This is a genomic window from Streptomyces sp. MMCC 100 (genome assembly GCF_041538145.2).
Classification (GTDB): domain Bacteria; phylum Actinomycetota; class Actinomycetes; order Streptomycetales; family Streptomycetaceae; genus Streptomyces.
This window is the reverse complement of the sequence record NZ_JBGORK020000001.1, coordinates 6504445-6522239: the sequence shown is the minus strand read 5'-3', so window position 1 is coordinate 6522239 and position 17795 is coordinate 6504445. Positions and strand designations below refer to the sequence as shown.

Here is a 17795-nt window from a genome sequence, read left to right as displayed (position 1 = left end):
ACGGGTTTTCGCGGGTCGTGGGGCGTCGTGTGCGGGGCGTTGTCCCCCGCACGGGGTTGAAGTGGGGAAAACCCGGACGCGGTGGCCGGTGTCGACCTACTCTCGAGTTGTGCCTAGGGCGTCCGGCCGGATTCTTGTTGTGGACGACAACAAGGTCATCCGGCAGCTGATCAGGGTCAACCTCGAGCTGGAGGGCTTCGAGGTCGTGACCGCGGGCGATGGTGCCGAATGTCTGGAAGTCGTCCATCAGGTGCGGCCCGACGTCGTCACGCTGGACGTGGTGATGCCTCGGCTGGACGGGCTCAGGACGGCTGCCCGGCTGCGTGCCGATCCGCGTACCCGGCACCTCCCGATCGCGATCGTCAGCGCCTGTACGCAGTACGAGGTCGACGCCGGGTTCGCCGCGGGGGTCGACGCCTTCCTGTCCAAGCCGTTCGAGCCCGCCGAGCTCATCGGCGTCGTACGGCAGTTGGTCGAGCGGGAGGTCGGTGGGGCCGTCGGCGATGTGTCGGGGGCGGGTTCGCCGGCCTCCTTGCCGCGGGTCCGTGGGCGTGCCGGGGAGAGCGAGACGCCCGCCCAGGCGTGAACCGGAGCGCCGAGCGCGTCCGGGCTGCCCCGGCGTCCGTCCACATCCCGGGACCGTCGGGAAACGGTTCGCCTGCCGACCCCCCTCCTCCCATACGCTTGTCCCGTGACCCCCGTAGAGCTCTCCCGCACCGTGCTGCACGCGGTGCGTCGCGCCGTCGACGCGGGGGAGCTGAGCGTGGCCGTGCCGACGCGTGCCGTGGTCGCGCCGCCGGGGCCCGGAGGCTGCGGGGACTACGCCACCAGCATCGCCCTCCAGCTGGCCCGCCCGGCCGGGCAGACGCCGCTCCGGGTCGCCGAGGTGCTGCGGCCCTACCTCGTCGGGGTCGACGGGATCACGGACGTCGTCCTCACCGGGCCGGGGTTTCTCAACATCAGTCTTGACCGCGCCGCCTCCGTCGTCGGGCTCGTCGGCGACATCCTTCGCCGCGGAGACCGGTACGGGTTCGCCGACCGGCCGGACGGCCGTACGGTGCAGCTCCACTGCCCGCACGACCTGCGTGCCGTCGTCGTCGCGGAGGTCGCCGCGCGGCTCCTGCGCTCCCAAGGGGCACTGGTGCGGGTGACCGCCGAGGGGTTCGAGTCCGAGTGGACCTCCGTTCTCGGGGTGCGGGTCGACGCCGTCGGGCGCGCTCCCGCCGAGCTGCCCGTCAACGTCCGGCCCGTTCCCCTTTCCGTGCCCGGCTCCGCCGAGCTCCTCGCCCTCGGACCCGACGCCGGGCGCTGGGCCCTGCTCCACCCCGCGGCCCACGACCGGCCCCGGACCGGCGACGAGCACCTCGTCCAGCGTGAGAGCAACCCCCTCTTCCGGGTGCGGTACGCCCACGCCCGCGCCCGTGCCGCCGCTCGCAACGCCGCCGACCTCGGGTTCACCGCCGCCCCCGGCCCCGTCGACGGCACGGCCAACGGCACCGAGCAGGACCTCCTCGCCGCCCTCGCCGACCACCCCCGCGTCCTCGCCGCCGCCGCGGACCACCGCGCCCCCGACCGGCTCGCCCGGCACCTCGTCACCGTCGCCGACGCCGCGCTGCCCTTCCTGCTCACCGTGCTGCCGCGCGGCGGGGAGAAACCCTCGGCCGCCCACCGTGCCCGGCTGGCACTCGCCGAAGCCGTCGGGGCGGTGCTGGCCGGCGGCCTGTCCCTCCTCGGCATCGACGCACCCGACCACCTCTGAGAGAGCGCTGAAGACGCCATGAGCCGTTCCGCACACCCCGCCGGGCCCCGTCACGCCGACGTCCTTCCCGAGGGGCACTACACCGCTCCGGCGGACGATCTGAACGCCCTCGATCCCAAGGTCTGGGCCCACACCGTCGGACGGGACGCGGACGGTGTCGTCACCGTCGGCGGGATCGCCGTCACACAGCTCGCCGAGGAGTACGGCACCCCCGCCTACGTCCTCGACGAGGCCGACTTCCGGGACCGGGCGCGGGCCTGGCGCACCGCCTTCGGGAACGACGCCGACGTCTTCTACGCCGGGAAGGCCTTCCTGTCGCGCGCCGTGGTGCGGTGGCTGGACGAGGAGGGGCTCAACCTCGACGTGTGTTCCGGGGGCGAGCTGGCCACCGCGCTCTCCGCCGGGATGCCCGCCGAGCGGATCGCCTTCCACGGCAACAACAAGTCGCCGGAGGAGATCGAGCGCGCCGTCCGCGCCGGGGTCGGGCGGATCGTGCTCGACTCCTTCCAGGAGATCGTGCGCGTCGCCCACATCGCCCAGTCGCTGGGCAAGCGGCAGCGGGTGCAGATCCGTATCACCGTCGGCGTCGAGGCGCACACGCACGAGTTCATCGCCACCGCCCACGAGGACCAGAAGTTCGGGATTCCGCTGGCCGGCGGGCAGGCCGCGGAGGCCGTGCGGCGGGCGCTGCAGCTCGACGGGCTCGAGCTCATCGGGATCCACTCGCACATCGGGTCGCAGATCTTCGACATGTCGGGGTTCGAGGTCGCCGCGCACCGGGTGGTCGGGCTGCTCAAGGACATCCGGGACGAGCACGGGGTCGAGCTGCCCGAGATCGATCTCGGGGGCGGGCTCGGGATCGCGTACACCAGTGACGACGATCCCCGCGAGCCGCACGAGATCGCCAAGGCGCTGACCGAGATCGTGACGCGGGAGTGCGAGGGCGCCCGGCTGCGTACGCCGCGCATCTCCGTCGAGCCCGGGCGGGCCATCGTGGGACCGACCGCGTTCACGCTCTACGAGGTGGGCACCGTCAAGCCCCTCGACGGGCTGCGGACCTACGTCTCCGTCGACGGCGGGATGTCGGACAATATCCGTACCGCGCTGTACGACGCCGAGTACAGCGTCGCCCTCGCCTCCCGCACCTCCGACGCCGAGCCGATGCTCGTGCGCGTCGTCGGCAAGCACTGCGAGAGCGGGGACATCGTGGTCAAGGACGCCTTCCTGCCGGGGGACCTGGCACCCGGTGACCTCATCGCCGTACCGGCGACGGGGGCCTACTGCCGCTCCATGGCCAGCAACTACAACCACGTGCTGCGTCCGCCGGTCGTCGCCGTGCGGGACGGCGCGGCGCGGGTCATCGTGCGGCGGGAGACCGAGGAGGACCTGCTGCGTCTCGACGTCGGGTGACGCCCCGCGGCGGAGGAGCCCCCGTCGGAGGAGGGGGCGGGCGAAGATCTTCCGGCGCGCGGCCCCTCCGAAAATGAAATAAACGTCTCACGATCCGGACGAAAGGCAGGAAATCCCGTCCGGTGCGTGAGACTGGTCCAACCGTAGACGGTATGAGGAAACGAGGTCGGATGATGCGTACGCGTCCGCTGAAGGTGGCGCTGCTGGGCTGTGGAGTGGTCGGCTCAGAGGTGGCGCGCATCATGACGACGCACGCCGCCGACCTCGCCTCCCGGATCGGGGCCCCGGTGGAGCTCGCGGGTGTCGCCGTACGGCGGCCCGACAAGGTGCGGGAGGGGATCGACCCCGCCCTCGTGACCACCGACGCCACCGCCCTCGTCAAGCGGGGGGACATCGACGTCGTGGTGGAGGTGATCGGGGGGATCGAGCCCGCGCGGACGCTCATCACCGCCGCCTTCGAGCACGGTGCCTCCGTGGTCTCCGCCAACAAGGCGCTCATCGCCCAGGACGGCGCCGCCCTGCACGCCGCCGCCGACGAGCACGGCAAGGACCTCTACTACGAGGCCGCCGTCGCCGGTGCCATCCCGCTGATCCGGCCGCTGCGCGAGTCCCTCGCCGGCGACAAGGTCAACCGGGTGCTCGGCATCGTCAACGGGACGACCAACTTCATCCTCGACGCCATGGACACCACCGGCGCCGGGTACCAGGAAGCGCTCGACGAGGCCACCGCCCTCGGGTACGCCGAGGCCGACCCGACCGCCGACGTCGAGGGCTTCGACGCCGCCGCCAAGGCCGCCATCCTCGCCGGGATCGCCTTCCACACCCGCGTGCGCCTCGACGACGTCTACCGCGAGGGCATGACCGAGGTCACCGCCGCCGACTTCGGCTCCGCCAAGGAGATGGGCTGCACCATCAAGCTGCTCGCCATCTGCGAGCGGGCGGCGGACGGCGGATCGGTCACCGCGCGCGTGCACCCCGCCATGATCCCGCTCAGCCATCCGCTGGCCAATGTGCGCGAGGCGTACAACGCCGTCTTCGTCGAGTCCGACGCCGCCGGGCAGCTCATGTTCTACGGGCCCGGCGCCGGCGGTTCGCCGACCGCGTCCGCCGTGCTCGGCGACCTGGTGGCCGTGTGCCGCAACCGGCTGGGCGGAGCGACCGGACCCGGTGAGTCCGCGTACGCCGCCCTGCCCGTGTCGCCGATGGGCGACGTCGTCACGCGCTACCACATCAGCCTCGACGTGGCCGACAAACCGGGCGTGCTCGCCCAGGTGGCGACCGTGTTCGCGGAGCACGGTGTCTCCATCGACACCGTGCGGCAGTCCGGCAAGGACGGCGAGGCATCCCTCGTCGTCGTCACCCACCGCGCGTCCGACGCCGCCCTCGGCGGTACGGTCGAGGCGCTGCGCAAGCTCGACACCGTGCGGGGTGTCGCCAGCATCATGCGGGTTGAAGGAGAGTAACCAGCAATGACCCACCAGTGGCGCGGAATCATCGAGGAGTACCGGGACCGGCTGCCCGTCTCCGACAGCACGCCCGTCGTGACGCTCCGCGAGGGCGGCACCCCGCTCGTGCCCGCGCAGGTGCTCTCCGAGCGCACGGGCTGCGAGGTCCACCTCAAGGTCGAGGGGGCGAACCCGACCGGGTCCTTCAAGGACCGCGGCATGACCATGGCCATCAGCAAGGCGAAGGAGGAGGGCGCGCAGGCCGTCATCTGCGCGTCCACCGGCAACACCTCCGCCTCCGCCGCCGCCTACGGCGTGCGCGCGGGCATGGTCTCCGCCGTGCTCGTGCCGCAGGGCAAGATCGCGCTCGGCAAGATGGGCCAGGCCCTCGTGCACGGCGCGAAGATCCTCCAGGTCGACGGCAACTTCGACGACTGCCTCACGCTGGCCCGTGCGCTCAGCGACAACTACCCGGTGGCACTGGTCAATTCGGTCAACCCGGTGCGTATCGAGGGCCAGAAGACGGCCGCCTTCGAGATCGTGGACATGCTCGGCGACGCGCCCGACATACACGTCCTCCCGGTGGGCAACGCGGGCAACATCACCGCGTACTGGAAGGGCTACAAGGAGTACGCCGCCGACGGGATCAGCACGAAGACGCCCCGCATGTGGGGGTTCCAGGCCTCCGGCAGCGCCCCGATCGTGCGCGGCGAGGTGGTCAAGGACCCGTCGACCATCGCCACCGCCATCCGGATCGGCAACCCCGCCTCGTGGGACTTCGCGCTCGCCGCGCGGGACGAGTCGGGCGGCGCCATCGACGAGGTGACGGACCGTGAGATCCTGCGCGCCTACCGGCTGTTGGCTTCTCAGGAGGGCGTCTTCGTGGAGCCCGCGTCCGCCGCGTCGGTGGCCGGTCTGCTGAAGGCCGCCGAGCAGGGCAAGGTCGACCCGGGACAGCGCATCGTGTGCACGGTCACCGGCAACGGGCTCAAGGACCCGGACTGGGCCGTCGCGGGTGCCCCGCAGCCGGTCACCGTCCCGGTCGACGCGGCGACGGCGGCCGAGCGGCTCGGTCTGGTCTGACCCGTCCGAGTGGCGCACCCGTGAAACGCGACCGGCGTAAGAGGGCGTAAGCGACGTCCGGCCGGGAAAGCCGCATACGGGGGGTGCACAGGGGGCTTACGACACGCATCGTGCGCCTCCTGTGCGCCCTATGTCGCCACAGAACCTTCCTTCGATAGGCTGTACCTAATCCGCCTGCCGCATATGCCGCGGTGCCGCGCCGTCTCCGCGGTCGCAAGGCGGCCGCAAGCGCGGTCGGCAGCCGTCGGTACCGGCCGGCAGCGGTCCGTCGTTGGGCAGGCAGCGGCGAATTCGCGCTTTGTTGTACGTCATCGAATGTCATTCGACGGTCTCGACAGTTTCGACAGTTTCGACAGTCACGCAGCTCAAGGAGAGTCATCTAGCGATGGCCGGTCCAGCGTTCCGCGCCGCCGCCGTCAGGGTGCGCGTCCCCGCCACCAGCGCCAATCTCGGTCCGGGCTTCGACGCCCTCGGCCTGGCGCTGGGTCTTTACGACGACGTGGTCGTCCGGGTGGCCGACTCCGGGCTGCACATCGACATCGCGGGCGAGGGCAGCGAGACCCTCCCGCGCGACGAGAAGCACCTCCTCGTCCGCTCCCTGCGCACCGCCTTCGACCTGCTCGGCGGACAGCCGCGCGGCCTGGAGATCGTCTGCGCCAACCGCATCCCGCACGGCCGTGGCCTCGGCTCCTCCTCCGCCGCCATCTGCGCCGGCATAGTCGCCGCGCGCGCGGTGACCATAGGCGGCGAGGCCCGCCTCGACGACGCCGCACTGCTCGACCTCGCCACGGAGATCGAGGGCCACCCCGACAACGTGGCGGCCTGTCTGCTGGGCGGTTTCACCCTGTCCTGGATGGAGTCCGGCGCCGCCCGGGCGATCAGGATGGAGCCCTCCGATTCCATCGTTCCGGTGGTTTTCGTGCCCGGAAAGCCGGTACTGACCCAGACCGCGCGGGGACTGCTCCCGCGCAGCGTCCCGCACGTCGACGCCGCCGCGAACGCCGGCCGCGCCGCGCTGCTCGTCGAGGCCCTCACCAGGCGCCCCGAGCTGCTGCTGCCGGCCACCGAGGACCGCCTGCACCAGGAGTACCGCGCACCGGCCATGCCGGAGAGCGCGGCGCTGGTGGAACGGCTGCGCGGCGACGGCATCCCCGCGGTGATCTCGGGTGCCGGACCCACGGTGATGGCACTGGCCGACGCCGACACGGCCGACAAGGTCGAGGCGCTGGCCGGAACGGACTGGGCGGCCAATCGGCTCAGCCTGGACGGGCAGGGCGCGAGCGTCCTGCCGCTGGCGACGTCCGCTGACATTTAGACGCGTAAGCGGTTGCCGGATTTCGAGAGGGGGAATGTTTGTTGGATCCGGTAGTGTTAACCTCAAGTCTGCACCCGACCCCACCATGGCGAGGTGCCTCGTGTCCCCGTCCGGGACAGACATTCTTCCGGGAGCCCCCCAAGCCGCATCGTGCAGTGGATGTCGTACGTGATCAGTACGGCCGACACCGGCATTGAGCGGCCCGCCGGTGGGGTCACCCCCTCTGGGGGAGTTTCGGAACCGGTGCGACCACGCCGCATGACACAGACACCGGGTGCCACGGCTAGGGGAAGCGCCATCACCAGATATCTCTTCCGCCGTTCAGGCGGACCACCGCCCCGGCACGGTTCGCACAGCAAGAACCGAAGCCGGACAGCACAACCGGTCGCCGAGCCAGACAGGCCGACGTCCGCTCCAGGGAAGGACCCTTCGTGAGCGACACCACCGATCTGATGGGCGCACGTGTCGAGGAGACCGCTGCCGCGCCCGCCACGGACGCCTCCGCGCCTGCCACCGGTGCCGGCTCCCGGCGGCGCCGCGGTACCGGCCTCGAGGGCATGGTGCTGGCCGAGCTGCAGCAGGTCGCATCCGGCCTCGGCATCAGGGGCACCGCGCGTATGCGCAAGAGCCAGCTGATCGAGGTCATCAAGGAGGCGCAGGCCGCGGGGGGAGCCCCCGCCAAGGCCGCGCCCGCCGCCGCGGACACGGCCGGCGAGACCAAGCCGAAGCGCCGCAGCACCTCCCGGACCCGTACGGGCGACGAGGCACCCGCCGAGAAGGCGGACGAGAAGGCGGAGAAGGCCGGCAAGGCCGACAAGAAGGCGGACAAGGCGGCCGCCGACAAGGCCGCCGCCCAGCAGCAGATCGAGATCCCCGGTCAGCCGTCCCCCAAGGTCAACGCCTCGGCCGAGCAGGCCGCCCCCGCTGACGACGCCCCCTCCGAGCGCCGTCGTCGCCGGGCCACCGCCGACGCGGGCAGCCCGTCCGGCGGCACCGAGACGGTGGCCGTCGAGACCCGCGGCGAGACGAAGGCCGACGCGTCGGCCCAGCAGCAGTCGCAGCAGCAGGGCCAGGGCCACCAGCAGGGCCAGGGCGACGCCCGTTCCGACGGCGAGGGCGGCGAGGGCCGCCGACGCGACCGCCGTGACCGGGGCGACCGCGGTGACCGGGGCGACCGGGGCGACCGCGGTGACCGGGGCGACCGTGGCGGCCGCGACCGGCGCAACAAGGGCGACGACCAGCAGCAGGGCGGCGGTCGCCAGGACCGTCAGCAGCAGGGCGGCGGACGTCAGGACCGTCAGCAGCACGACGACGGCTACGACGACGACGGCGGCGGCCGCCGCGGCCGCCGGGGCCGCTACCGGGACCGCCGGGGCCGTCGCGGACGCGACGAGATCCAGGAGCCGCAGATCAACGAGGACGACGTCCTCATCCCGGTCGCCGGCATCCTCGACATCCTCGACAACTACGCGTTCATCCGGACCTCCGGCTACCTGCCCGGCCCCAACGACGTGTACGTCTCCCTCGCCCAGGTCCGCAAGAACGGCCTGCGCAAGGGCGACCACATCACCGGTGCCGTGCGCCAGCCCAAGGACGGCGAGCGTCGCGAGAAGTTCAACGCGCTGGTCCGCCTGGACTCGCAGAACGGCATGGCACCCGAATCCGGGCGCGGGCGACCGGAGTTCAACAAGCTGACGCCGCTGTACCCGCAGGACCGCCTCCGTCTGGAGACGGACCCCGGCGTCCTCACCACCCGCATCATCGACCTCGTCGCGCCGATCGGTAAGGGCCAGCGCGGTCTGATCGTGGCCCCGCCGAAGACCGGCAAGACCATGATCATGCAGGCGATCGCCAACGCGATCACGCACAACAACCCCGAGTGCCACCTGATGGTCGTCCTGGTCGACGAGCGTCCGGAAGAGGTCACCGACATGCAGCGGTCGGTCAAGGGCGAGGTCATCTCCTCGACCTTCGACCGCCCGGCCGAGGACCACACCACGGTCGCCGAGCTCGCCATCGAGCGCGCCAAGCGCCTGGTGGAGCTGGGTCACGACGTCGTCGTACTGCTCGACTCGATCACGCGTCTGGGCCGTGCGTACAACCTCGCCGCCCCGGCCTCCGGCCGCATCCTGTCCGGTGGTGTCGACTCGACCGCCCTGTACCCGCCGAAGCGCTTCTTCGGTGCGGCCCGCAACATCGAGGACGGCGGCTCGCTGACCATCCTCGCCACCGCCCTGGTGGACACCGGGTCCCGCATGGACGAGGTCATCTTCGAGGAGTTCAAGGGCACCGGCAACGCCGAGCTCAAGCTCGACCGGAAGCTCGCCGACAAGCGCATCTTCCCCGCGGTGGATGTCGACGCGTCCGGCACCCGCAAGGAGGAGATCCTGCTCGGCAGCGACGAGCTCGCCATCACCTGGAAGCTGCGCCGGGTGCTGCACGCGCTCGACCAGCAGCAGGCGATCGAGCTGCTGCTCGACAAGATGAAGCAGACGAAGTCGAACGCCGAGTTCCTGATGCAGATCCAGAAGACGACCCCGACGCCCGGCAACGGCGACTGAGCCACCGCCGCTCACCTCAGGGGCCGCCTCCACCTCGGGGGCGGCCCCTTCGCCGTTTCACCGGGCCCGCGGCTGCGACCTTCGCCACACGCACCGGCCCGGCGCACGTCCCGGCAGGTCCGGACCGCTGCCCGCGGATGCCCAGGTCAGGCAGGCGACCCACGGGCCGCCGAACACGCTCCGTCACCGTTTCCCCACCGGGTCGCCACAGTCCGTTGTGCAACCCTGTCCCGAGTTCCGCCGTCTGAGCTACGGAGGGACCATGGTGAGGTACCGGCGGCGAACCCGCCGGAGCCGACCGACCCGACCCTGAGCGCAGGGGGTAACCGACCGGACGAACACCGAGGAGCCCATGTCCGCCGAGAGCACGCCGGATCCCGCGATACCCGGCCCCGGTCAGTCCCGCACCACCGGACCCGGCCACCGGGGCAAGGGCCGCCGCCGCAAGCCCAGAACGGGCCGGCGCAAGGCCCTGCTCGTCGCGGCCTGGAGCGCCGCGGGCATCGTGGTCCTGGGCGGCACCGGAGCCGGAGTCCTGTACTTCAAGCTCAACGGCAACCTCGCGAGCGTCGACATCGACCAGGCGCTCGGCGCCGACCGCCCCGAGAAGGCCGACAACGGCTCCGAGAACATCCTGGTCCTCGGCTCCGACACCCGCTCCGGCGGCAACAAGAAGCTCGGCGGCGGCGCCGACGACGGCACCGCCCGCTCGGACACGGCGATGATCGTGCACGTCTACAAGGGCCACAAGAAGGCCAGTGTGGTCTCCATCCCGCGCGACACCCTCATCGACCGCCCCGACTGCACCGACACCGACGGCAACGACCATGCCGCGGCCGACGGCGTGATGTTCAACTCCGCCTACTCCACCGGCGGCGCCGCCTGCGCCGTGAAGACCGTCGAGTCGATCAGCGGCCTGCGCATGGACCACTATCTGGAGGTCGACTTCAGCGGCTTCCAGAACCTCATCGACGACCTCGGCGGCGTCCAGGTCTCCACCACCGAGGACATCAAGGACCCCGACAGCCACCTCGACCTCACGGCCGGCACCCACCGGCTCGACGGCGAGCAGGCGCTCGGCCTGGTCCGCACCCGGCACGGCGTAGGCGACGGCTCCGACCTCGGCCGCATCCAGCTCCAGCAGGCCTTCGTCAAGGCCCTGGTCGACCAGGTCAAGGACGTCGGCCTGCTCGGCAACCCCAAGAAGCTGTACGACGTCGCCGACACCGCCACCAAGACCGTGACCACCGACTCCGACCTGGGCTCGGTGAACTCCCTGATGTCCTTCGCGAGCGGCCTGCAGGGCATCGGCGCGGACAAGATGCACATGGTCACCATGCCGGTGATCTACGACCCCGCCGACGCCAACCGCGTCCTGGTCGAGAAGGACAAGGCCGAGCAGGTCTGGACGGCCCTGAAGAACGACCGCCCGATCCCGAAGTCGGCCACGGAGGGCACGGCGACCGGTGAGGCCAAGGGCGTCGTCAACGCCGGGGAATAGATCACGCCGCCCCCCGGTTTTGGGGGATGGCCCCAGTCCTGGCAGACTGGTACGTCGGCTCCGGTTCACGCTCCCGCATCCCGCGGCTGCGACCCGGCGCCCTCCCGGAACAGTAGGAGACACCTTGAAGCGCGACATCCACCCCGAGTACGTCGAGACGCAGGTCAGCTGCACCTGTGGCGCGTCGTTCACCACCCGCAGCACCATTCAGTCCGGCACCATCCGGGCCGAGGTCTGCTCCGAGTGCCACCCGTTCTACACGGGCAAGCAGAAGATCCTCGACACCGGTGGCCGCGTGGCCCGCTTCGAGGCCCGCTTCGGCAAGGCTTCCGCCGGCTCCAAGAAGTAGCGAGCCTCCAACCGCCGGTCCACGGCCGCATCCCCTGCCCGGGGAGCGCCGGGACCGGCGTTTTTGGTCGCCCGCCTTCCCTTTCCCACGCAGTAGCAGGAGCCCAAGATGTTCGAGGCCGTCGAGGAACTCGTCGCCGAGCACGCCGACCTGGAGAAGAAGCTCGCCGACCCGTCGGTCCACTCCGACCAGGCGAACGCGCGCAAGCTGAACAAGCGGTACGCCGAGCTGACCCCGATCGTCGCCACGTTCCGCTCCTGGAAGCAGACCGGCGACGACATGGAGACCGCGCGCGAGCTGGCCGCCGACGACCCCGACTTCGCCGCCGAGGTCAAGGAGCTGGACAAGCAGCGCGACGAGCTCACCGAGAAGCTGCGCCTGCTCCTCGTCCCGCGCGACCCCAGCGACGACAAGGACGTCATCCTCGAGATCAAGGCCGGCGCCGGCGGCGACGAGTCGGCGCTCTTCGCCGGCGACCTGCTGCGCATGTACCTGCGCTACGCCGAGCGGATCGGCTGGAAGACCGAGATCATCGACTCCACCGAGTCCGAGCTGGGCGGCTACAAGGACGTCCAGGTCGCCGTGAAGACCAAGGGCGGCCAGGGCGCCACCGAGCCCGGCCAGGGCGTCTGGGCGCGGCTGAAGTACGAGGGCGGCGTGCACCGCGTGCAGCGGGTGCCCGCGACCGAGTCCCAGGGCCGGATCCACACCTCCGCGGCCGGCGTGCTGGTCACGCCCGAGGCCGAGGAGATCGACGTCGAGATCAACCCCAACGATCTCCGCATCGACGTCTACCGGTCCTCCGGCCCCGGCGGCCAGTCCGTCAACACCACCGACTCCGCCGTGCGCATCACGCACATCCCGACCGGAGTCGTCGCCTCCTGCCAGAACGAGAAGAGCCAGCTGCAGAACAAGGAGCAGGCGATGCGTATCCTGCGCTCCAGGCTGCTCGCCGCGGCGCAGGAGGAGGCGGAGAAGGAGGCCGCGGACGCCCGGCGCAGCCAGGTCCGCACAGTCGACCGCTCCGAGAAGATCCGCACGTACAACTTCCCGGAGAACCGCATCTCGGACCACCGTGTCGGCTTCAAGGCGTACAACCTGGACCAGGTCCTGGACGGCGACCTCGACTCGGTGATCCAGGCCTGCGTCGACGCGGACTCGGCGGCCAAGCTCGCCGCCGCGTAGTCCCCGTAGCCGCACCGCCCGCACCGCCCGCACCGCCATCCGTACCCGCACCCCCGTACCGGACGACCAGCTCAGCCCCGGAGGACCAGCGTGAACCTGCTGCTCGCGGAGGTGGCCCAGGCCACCCAGCGGCTGGCCGACGCCGGCGTGCCCTCGCCGCGCACCGACGCGGAGGAACTCGCCGCGTACCTGCACGGCGTCAAGCGGGGCGAGCTGCACACCGTGCCGGACGCGGACTTCGACGCCCGGTACTGGGAGGTCGTCGCCCGCCGGGAGGCGCGGGAGCCGCTCCAGCACATCACCGGCCGCGCCTACTTCCGCTACCTGGAGCTCCAGGTCGGACCCGGCGTCTTCGTGCCCCGCCCCGAGACCGAGTCGGTCGTCGGCTGGGCCATAGACGCGGTACGGGCCATGGACGTCGTCGAGCCCTCCATCGTCGACCTGTGCACCGGCTCGGGCGCCATCGCGCTCGCGCTCGCCCAGGAGGTGCCGCGCTCGCGCGTGTACGCCGTGGAGCTGTCTGAGGACGCCCTCAAGTGGACGCGCAAGAACATGGAGGGGTCCAGGGTCGAACTGCGCCAGGGCGACGCCCTGACCGCCTTCCCGGACCTCGACGGCCAGGTCGACCTGGTCGTCTCCAACCCGCCGTACATCCCGCTCACCGAGTGGGAGTACGTCGCCCCCGAGGCCCGCGACCACGATCCCGAGCTGGCCCTGTTCTCCGGCGAGGACGGCCTCGACCTGATCCGCGGCCTGGAACGCACCGCGCACCGCCTGCTGCGCCCCGGCGGCGTGGTCGTCGTCGAGCACGCCGACACCCAGGGCGGCCAGGTGCCGTGGATCTTCACCGAGGAGCGGGGCTGGGCCGACGCGGCCGACCACCCCGACCTCAACAACCGGCCCAGGTTCGCGACCGCCCGCAAGGCACTGCCGTGAGCGACCGCACCCCGCTGACTTCGATCCCGCAGTACGTGTACGAGGAGGCCCGCTAAATGGCACGGCGTTACGACACCAACGACGCGACCGACCGAGTGACCGGTCTGCGCGAGGCCGCGTCCGCCGTCCGCCGTGGCGAGCTCGTGGTGCTGCCGACGGACACCGTGTACGGCATCGGCGCCGACGCCTTCACCGCGGAGGCCGTCGGCGACCTGCTGGAGGCCAAGGGACGCGGCCGCAACATGCCCTCCCCGGTCCTCATCGGCTCGCCCAACACCCTGCACGGCCTCGTCACGGACTTCTCCGAGATGGCCTGGGAACTGGTCGACGCGTTCTGGCCCGGCGCGCTGACGCTGGTCGCCAAGCACCAGCCGTCCCTGCAGTGGGACCTCGGCGAGACCCGCGGCACGGTCGCCGTCCGGATGCCGCTGCACCCCGTCGCCATCGAGCTGCTCACCGAGGTCGGCCCCATGGCCGTCTCCTCCGCCAACCTGACCGGCCACCCGGCCCCCGAGGACTGCGACGCCGCCCAGCAGATGCTCGGCGACTCCGTCTCCGTCTACCTCGACGGCGGCCCCACCCCAGGCAACGTCCCGTCGTCCATCGTCGACGTCACCCGCGAGGTGCCGGTCCTGCTGCGCGCGGGCGCGCTGTCGGCGGAGGAGCTGCGCAAGGTGGTACCCGACCTCGAGGTGGCGAATTGACGGCCCCTGAGACGGGGCGTGGCATAGGCAACGGGGAACGCGCCGCGGAGATCACGACCACGTTCGTCGGACTTCCGCGCGACAGCTTCCGCATCCTCCACGTCAGCACCGGAAACGTCTGCCGCTCGCCCATCACCGAGCGGCTGACCCGGCACGCGGTGCAGGAGCGGCTCGGCGTGCTGGGCGGCGGCCTGATCGTGGAGAGCGCCGGCACCTGGGGCCACGAAGGCGCCCCCATGGAGGCGAACGCCGAGACGGTCCTCACGGACTTCGGCGCCGACCCGGCCGGCTTCACCGGCCGCGAGCTGCTCGACGAGCACGTGATCCGCGCCGACCTGGTGCTCACCGCGACCCGGGACCACCGGGCCCAGGTCATCTCCATGGGCCACTCGGCGGGCCTGCGCACCTTCACCCTCAAGGAGTTCACCCGCTTGGTGAACGCCATCGACCCGGCCACCCTGCCGCCCCTGGAGGACGGCGTGGTCACCCGCGCACGCGCCCTGGTCCGCGCGGCCGCCGCTCTACGCGGGTGGCTCCTCGCGCCCACGGTCGAGGCCGACGAGGTGTACGACCCCTACGGGGCGCCGCTGACGTTCTTCCGCTCGGTCGGTGACGAGATACACCAGGCGCTGGACCCGGTCGTGACCGCGTTGACGGGGGTCCCCGCGCGGATGTAGGGAGGCCCCGCCCGCGCACGCCGGGCGTCTCGGTCGTGCCGGGCCTACATTGGTCGTACGTCACCGTCGACGCACGCCCGGAGCGCACCATGTCGGTCACCCACGACATCATCGAGGCCGATGACAGCTCGCTCGGAGTCCTGCCGCGCCAGGATCCCGAGCTGGCCGAGATCCTGTTCGCCGAAGGCCGCCGGCAGGCGACGACCCTGCAGCTGATCGCCGCCGAGAACTTCACGTCCCCCGCCGTGCTGGCCGCCCTCGGCTCCCCGCTGGCCAACAAGTACGCCGAGGGTTACCCGGGCGCCCGCCACCACGGCGGCTGCGAGATCGCCGACGTCGCCGAGCGGCTGGCCGTCGAGCGCGCTCAGGGCCTCTTCGGCGCCGAACACGCCAACGTGCAGTCCCACTCCGGCTCCTCCGCCGTGCTGGCCGCCTACGCCGCCCTGCTGCGCCCCGGCGACACCGTCCTCGCCCTCGGTCTGCCGTACGGCGGCCACCTCACCCACGGCTCGCCCGCCAACTTCTCCGGCCGCTGGTTCGACTTCGTCGGCTACGGCGTGGACGCGGAGACCGGGCTGATCGACCACGACCAGGTGCGCACCCTGGCCCGCGCCCGCCGCCCCAAGGCGATCGTCTGCGGCTCCATCGCCTACCCCCGCCACCTCGACTACGCCGCCTTCCGCGACATCGCCGACGAGGTGGGCGCCTACCTCATCGCGGACGCCGCCCACCCGATCGGGCTGGTCGCCGGGGGAGCGGCGCCCAACCCGGTGCCGTACGCCGACATCGTGTGCGCCACCACGCACAAGGTGCTGCGCGGACCCCGCGGCGGCATGATCCTGTGCGGAAGCGAACTGGCCGAGCGGGTCGACCGGGCCGTCTTCCCGTTCACGCAGGGCGGTGCGCAGATGCACACCATCGCCGCCAAGGCCGTCGCCTTCGGTGAGGCGGCGACCCCCGCGTACGCCGCCTACGCCCACCAGGTGGTCGCCAACGCCCGGGCGCTCGCGGCCCACCTGGCCGCCGAGGGCCTGGTCGTCACCACCGGCGGCACCGACACCCACCTGCTCACCGCCGACCCCGGCCCGCTCGGCGTCGACGGGAAGACCGCACGCGGGCGGCTCGCGGCGGCCGGCATCGTCCTGGACTGCTGCGCGCTGCCGCACGGCGACGCCCGCGGGCTGCGCCTGGGCACGGCGGCGGTGACCACGCAGGGCATGGGGGAGCGGGAGATGCGGGCGGTGGCCACGCTGCTCGCCGGGGTGCTGCGCGGGACGACGGACCCGGCCGCGGCACGGGCGGACGTACGCGATCTGACCGCGGAATTCCCCCCGTACCCGGACTGAGGACGGGTAGGCGTACAGGCGTACACAGCCACACGTGCAACCATCGTCGCTACCCGGAAGTCCTCAACCGTATGCGTGCACCGCCAGGCGCATCGCTAGGGTGTGAGGTCGAGGATGGCCAGCGAGACCTGTGGGGAAGCCCGTGCGTGAATACCTCCTGACGCTCTGCATCACGGCCGCGGTGACGTATCTGCTGACAGGGCCGGTACGGAAGTTCGCGATCGTGGCGGGGGCGATGCCGGAGATCCGGGCACGTGACGTGCACCGGGAACCCACTCCGCGGCTCGGCGGGATCGCGATGTTCTTCGGGTTGTGCGCCGGCCTGCTGGTCGCCGACCACCTCACCAACCTCAGCGAGGTCTTCGAGAAGTCCAACGAGCCGCGCGCCCTGCTCTCCGGGGCGGCCCTGATCTGGCTGATCGGTGTCCTGGACGACAAGTTCGAGATCGACGCCCTGATCAAGCTGGGCGGCCAGATGATCGCCGCCGGCGTGATGGTGGTGCAGGGTCTGACCATCCTGTGGATCCCGCTGCCGGGCATCGGCACGGTGGCGCTCACCCAGTGGCAGGGCACCCTGCTGACGGTGGCCCTCGTCGTCATCACCATCAACGCGGTCAACTTCGTGGACGGCCTGGACGGTCTCGCGGCGGGCATGGTGTGCATCGCGGCGGCGGCGTTCTTCATGTACGCCTACCGGATCTGGTACTCGTACGGCATCGAGGCGGCGGCGCCCGCCTCGCTGTTCGCGGCCATCCTGATGGGCATGTGCCTGGGCTTCCTCCCGCACAACATGCACCCCGCCCGGATCTTCATGGGCGACTCCGGCTCCATGCTGATCGGGCTCGTGCTGGCGGCCGGCGCGATCTCGGTCACCGGGCAGGTCGACCCGGACGTGATGAAGCTGTTCTCCGGTTCCGAACGCAACGCCGTGCACCAGATGGTGCCCGTGTACATCCCGCTGCTGATGCCGCTGACCATCATCGCCATCCCGGCCGCCGACCTGATCCTGGCGATCGTGCGCCGCACCTGGCGCGGTCAGTCGCCGTTCGCCGCGGACCGGGGGCACCTGCACCACCGGCTGCTGGAGATCGGCCACTCGCACAGCCGCGCGGTGCTGATCATGTACTTCTTCTCGGCGCTGATCGCGTTCGGCGCGCTCGCCTACTCCGTGAACGCGGCATCGATGTGGATCGTGCTGAGCGTCGTCTTCCTCAGCGCGATCGGCCTGGTCCTGCTCCTGCTGCCGCGCTTCACCCCGCGCGCGCCCCGCTGGGCCGAGAGCTTCGTCCCGCCGCGCTACCGGCGCCGCAGGGCGGCCGCCGCCACCGCGAGCGAGGGCGGAGCCGCGGCGGTCGCGGACGAGGGCGAGGAGCGGGTTCCCGTCACCGTGGGTGTCTCGGGCGTCAACGGGGCGACCGCCGTCGGACCCCGTACGCGCGCCAGGTGAGAGTGACGAAATGCCGCATTACCAGACAAGTTGGCGCCGTAATGACACAAACGCGCACGGTCACTCTCACGTGTGAC

Annotated in this window: 15 protein-coding genes; all 15 read left to right on the top strand. The window is 71.5% G+C overall.

What is annotated here, in order from left to right; all coding sequences use genetic code 11:
• Positions 1-109: 109 nt before the first annotated feature.
• The 15 genes from ABS735_RS30025 to ABS735_RS29955 all read left to right on the top strand — a co-directional run bounded on the left by ABS735_RS30025 (position 110) and on the right by ABS735_RS29955 (position 17718).
• Positions 110-586 (top strand): response regulator, encoded by a 477-nt coding sequence (locus ABS735_RS30025; protein ID WP_373902407.1) that lies wholly within the window; start codon positions 110-112, stop codon positions 584-586.
• Positions 587-691: 105 nt separating this feature from the next.
• Positions 692-1759 carry an ArgS-related anticodon-binding protein NrtL gene (gene nrtL / locus ABS735_RS30020; RefSeq protein WP_373902406.1) on the top strand — a complete coding sequence of 356 codons (1068 nt, stop codon included), beginning with the start codon at positions 692-694 and terminating at the stop codon, positions 1757-1759.
• 18 nt (positions 1760-1777) lie between these two features.
• Positions 1778-3169 (top strand): diaminopimelate decarboxylase, encoded by a 1392-nt coding sequence (lysA, locus tag ABS735_RS30015; protein WP_373902405.1) that lies wholly within the window; start codon positions 1778-1780, stop codon positions 3167-3169.
• Positions 3170-3339: 170 nt separating this feature from the next.
• Entirely contained in the window at positions 3340-4632 is a 1293-nt protein-coding gene (locus ABS735_RS30010) for a homoserine dehydrogenase (RefSeq protein ID WP_373902404.1), read from the top strand.
• 6 nt (positions 4633-4638) lie between these two features.
• Positions 4639-5697 carry a threonine synthase gene (gene thrC, locus ABS735_RS30005; RefSeq protein WP_373902403.1) on the top strand — a complete coding sequence of 353 codons (1059 nt, stop codon included), beginning with the start codon at positions 4639-4641 and terminating at the stop codon, positions 5695-5697.
• Between the two features lie 385 nt (positions 5698-6082).
• Positions 6083-7012 carry a homoserine kinase gene (gene thrB / locus ABS735_RS30000; protein ID WP_373902402.1) on the top strand — a complete coding sequence of 310 codons (930 nt, stop codon included), beginning with the start codon at positions 6083-6085 and terminating at the stop codon, positions 7010-7012.
• A gap of 431 nt (positions 7013-7443) precedes the next feature.
• Positions 7444-9573 carry a transcription termination factor Rho gene (rho, locus tag ABS735_RS29995; protein WP_373902401.1) on the top strand — a complete coding sequence of 710 codons (2130 nt, stop codon included), beginning with the start codon at positions 7444-7446 and terminating at the stop codon, positions 9571-9573.
• A 352-nt stretch (positions 9574-9925) separates the two neighbouring features.
• The gene (locus tag ABS735_RS29990) at positions 9926-11074 is read left to right on the top strand and encodes an LCP family protein (RefSeq protein ID WP_373902400.1); all 1149 of its coding nucleotides are present in this window, start codon (positions 9926-9928) and stop codon (positions 11072-11074) included.
• Positions 11075-11198: 124 nt separating this feature from the next.
• The gene (gene rpmE, locus ABS735_RS29985; RefSeq protein ID WP_007387665.1) at positions 11199-11423 is read left to right on the top strand and encodes a 50S ribosomal protein L31; all 225 of its coding nucleotides are present in this window, start codon (positions 11199-11201) and stop codon (positions 11421-11423) included.
• 108 nt (positions 11424-11531) lie between these two features.
• Complete coding sequence (gene prfA, locus ABS735_RS29980) at positions 11532-12608, top strand: peptide chain release factor 1 (RefSeq protein WP_373902399.1); 1077 nt, start codon at positions 11532-11534, stop codon at positions 12606-12608.
• A gap of 90 nt (positions 12609-12698) precedes the next feature.
• The gene (prmC, locus tag ABS735_RS29975) at positions 12699-13544 is read left to right on the top strand and encodes a peptide chain release factor N(5)-glutamine methyltransferase (protein ID WP_373902398.1); all 846 of its coding nucleotides are present in this window, start codon (positions 12699-12701) and stop codon (positions 13542-13544) included.
• Between the two features lie 56 nt (positions 13545-13600).
• On the top strand, positions 13601-14248 hold the full coding sequence (locus ABS735_RS29970) for an L-threonylcarbamoyladenylate synthase (protein ID WP_125628833.1): 648 nt from the start codon (positions 13601-13603) through the stop codon (positions 14246-14248).
• A complete protein-coding gene (locus tag ABS735_RS29965) occupies positions 14245-14925 on the top strand; it encodes an arsenate reductase/protein-tyrosine-phosphatase family protein (RefSeq protein WP_373902397.1) in 681 nt (226 codons plus the stop codon). The genes ABS735_RS29970 and ABS735_RS29965 overlap by 4 nt, the downstream gene beginning before the upstream one ends.
• An 89-nt stretch (positions 14926-15014) precedes the next feature.
• Positions 15015-16271 carry a serine hydroxymethyltransferase gene (locus ABS735_RS29960; RefSeq protein ID WP_373902396.1) on the top strand — a complete coding sequence of 419 codons (1257 nt, stop codon included), beginning with the start codon at positions 15015-15017 and terminating at the stop codon, positions 16269-16271.
• Between the two features lie 142 nt (positions 16272-16413).
• Positions 16414-17718 carry an MraY family glycosyltransferase gene (locus ABS735_RS29955; protein WP_373902395.1) on the top strand — a complete coding sequence of 435 codons (1305 nt, stop codon included), beginning with the start codon at positions 16414-16416 and terminating at the stop codon, positions 17716-17718.
• Positions 17719-17795: the final 77 nt, after the last annotated feature.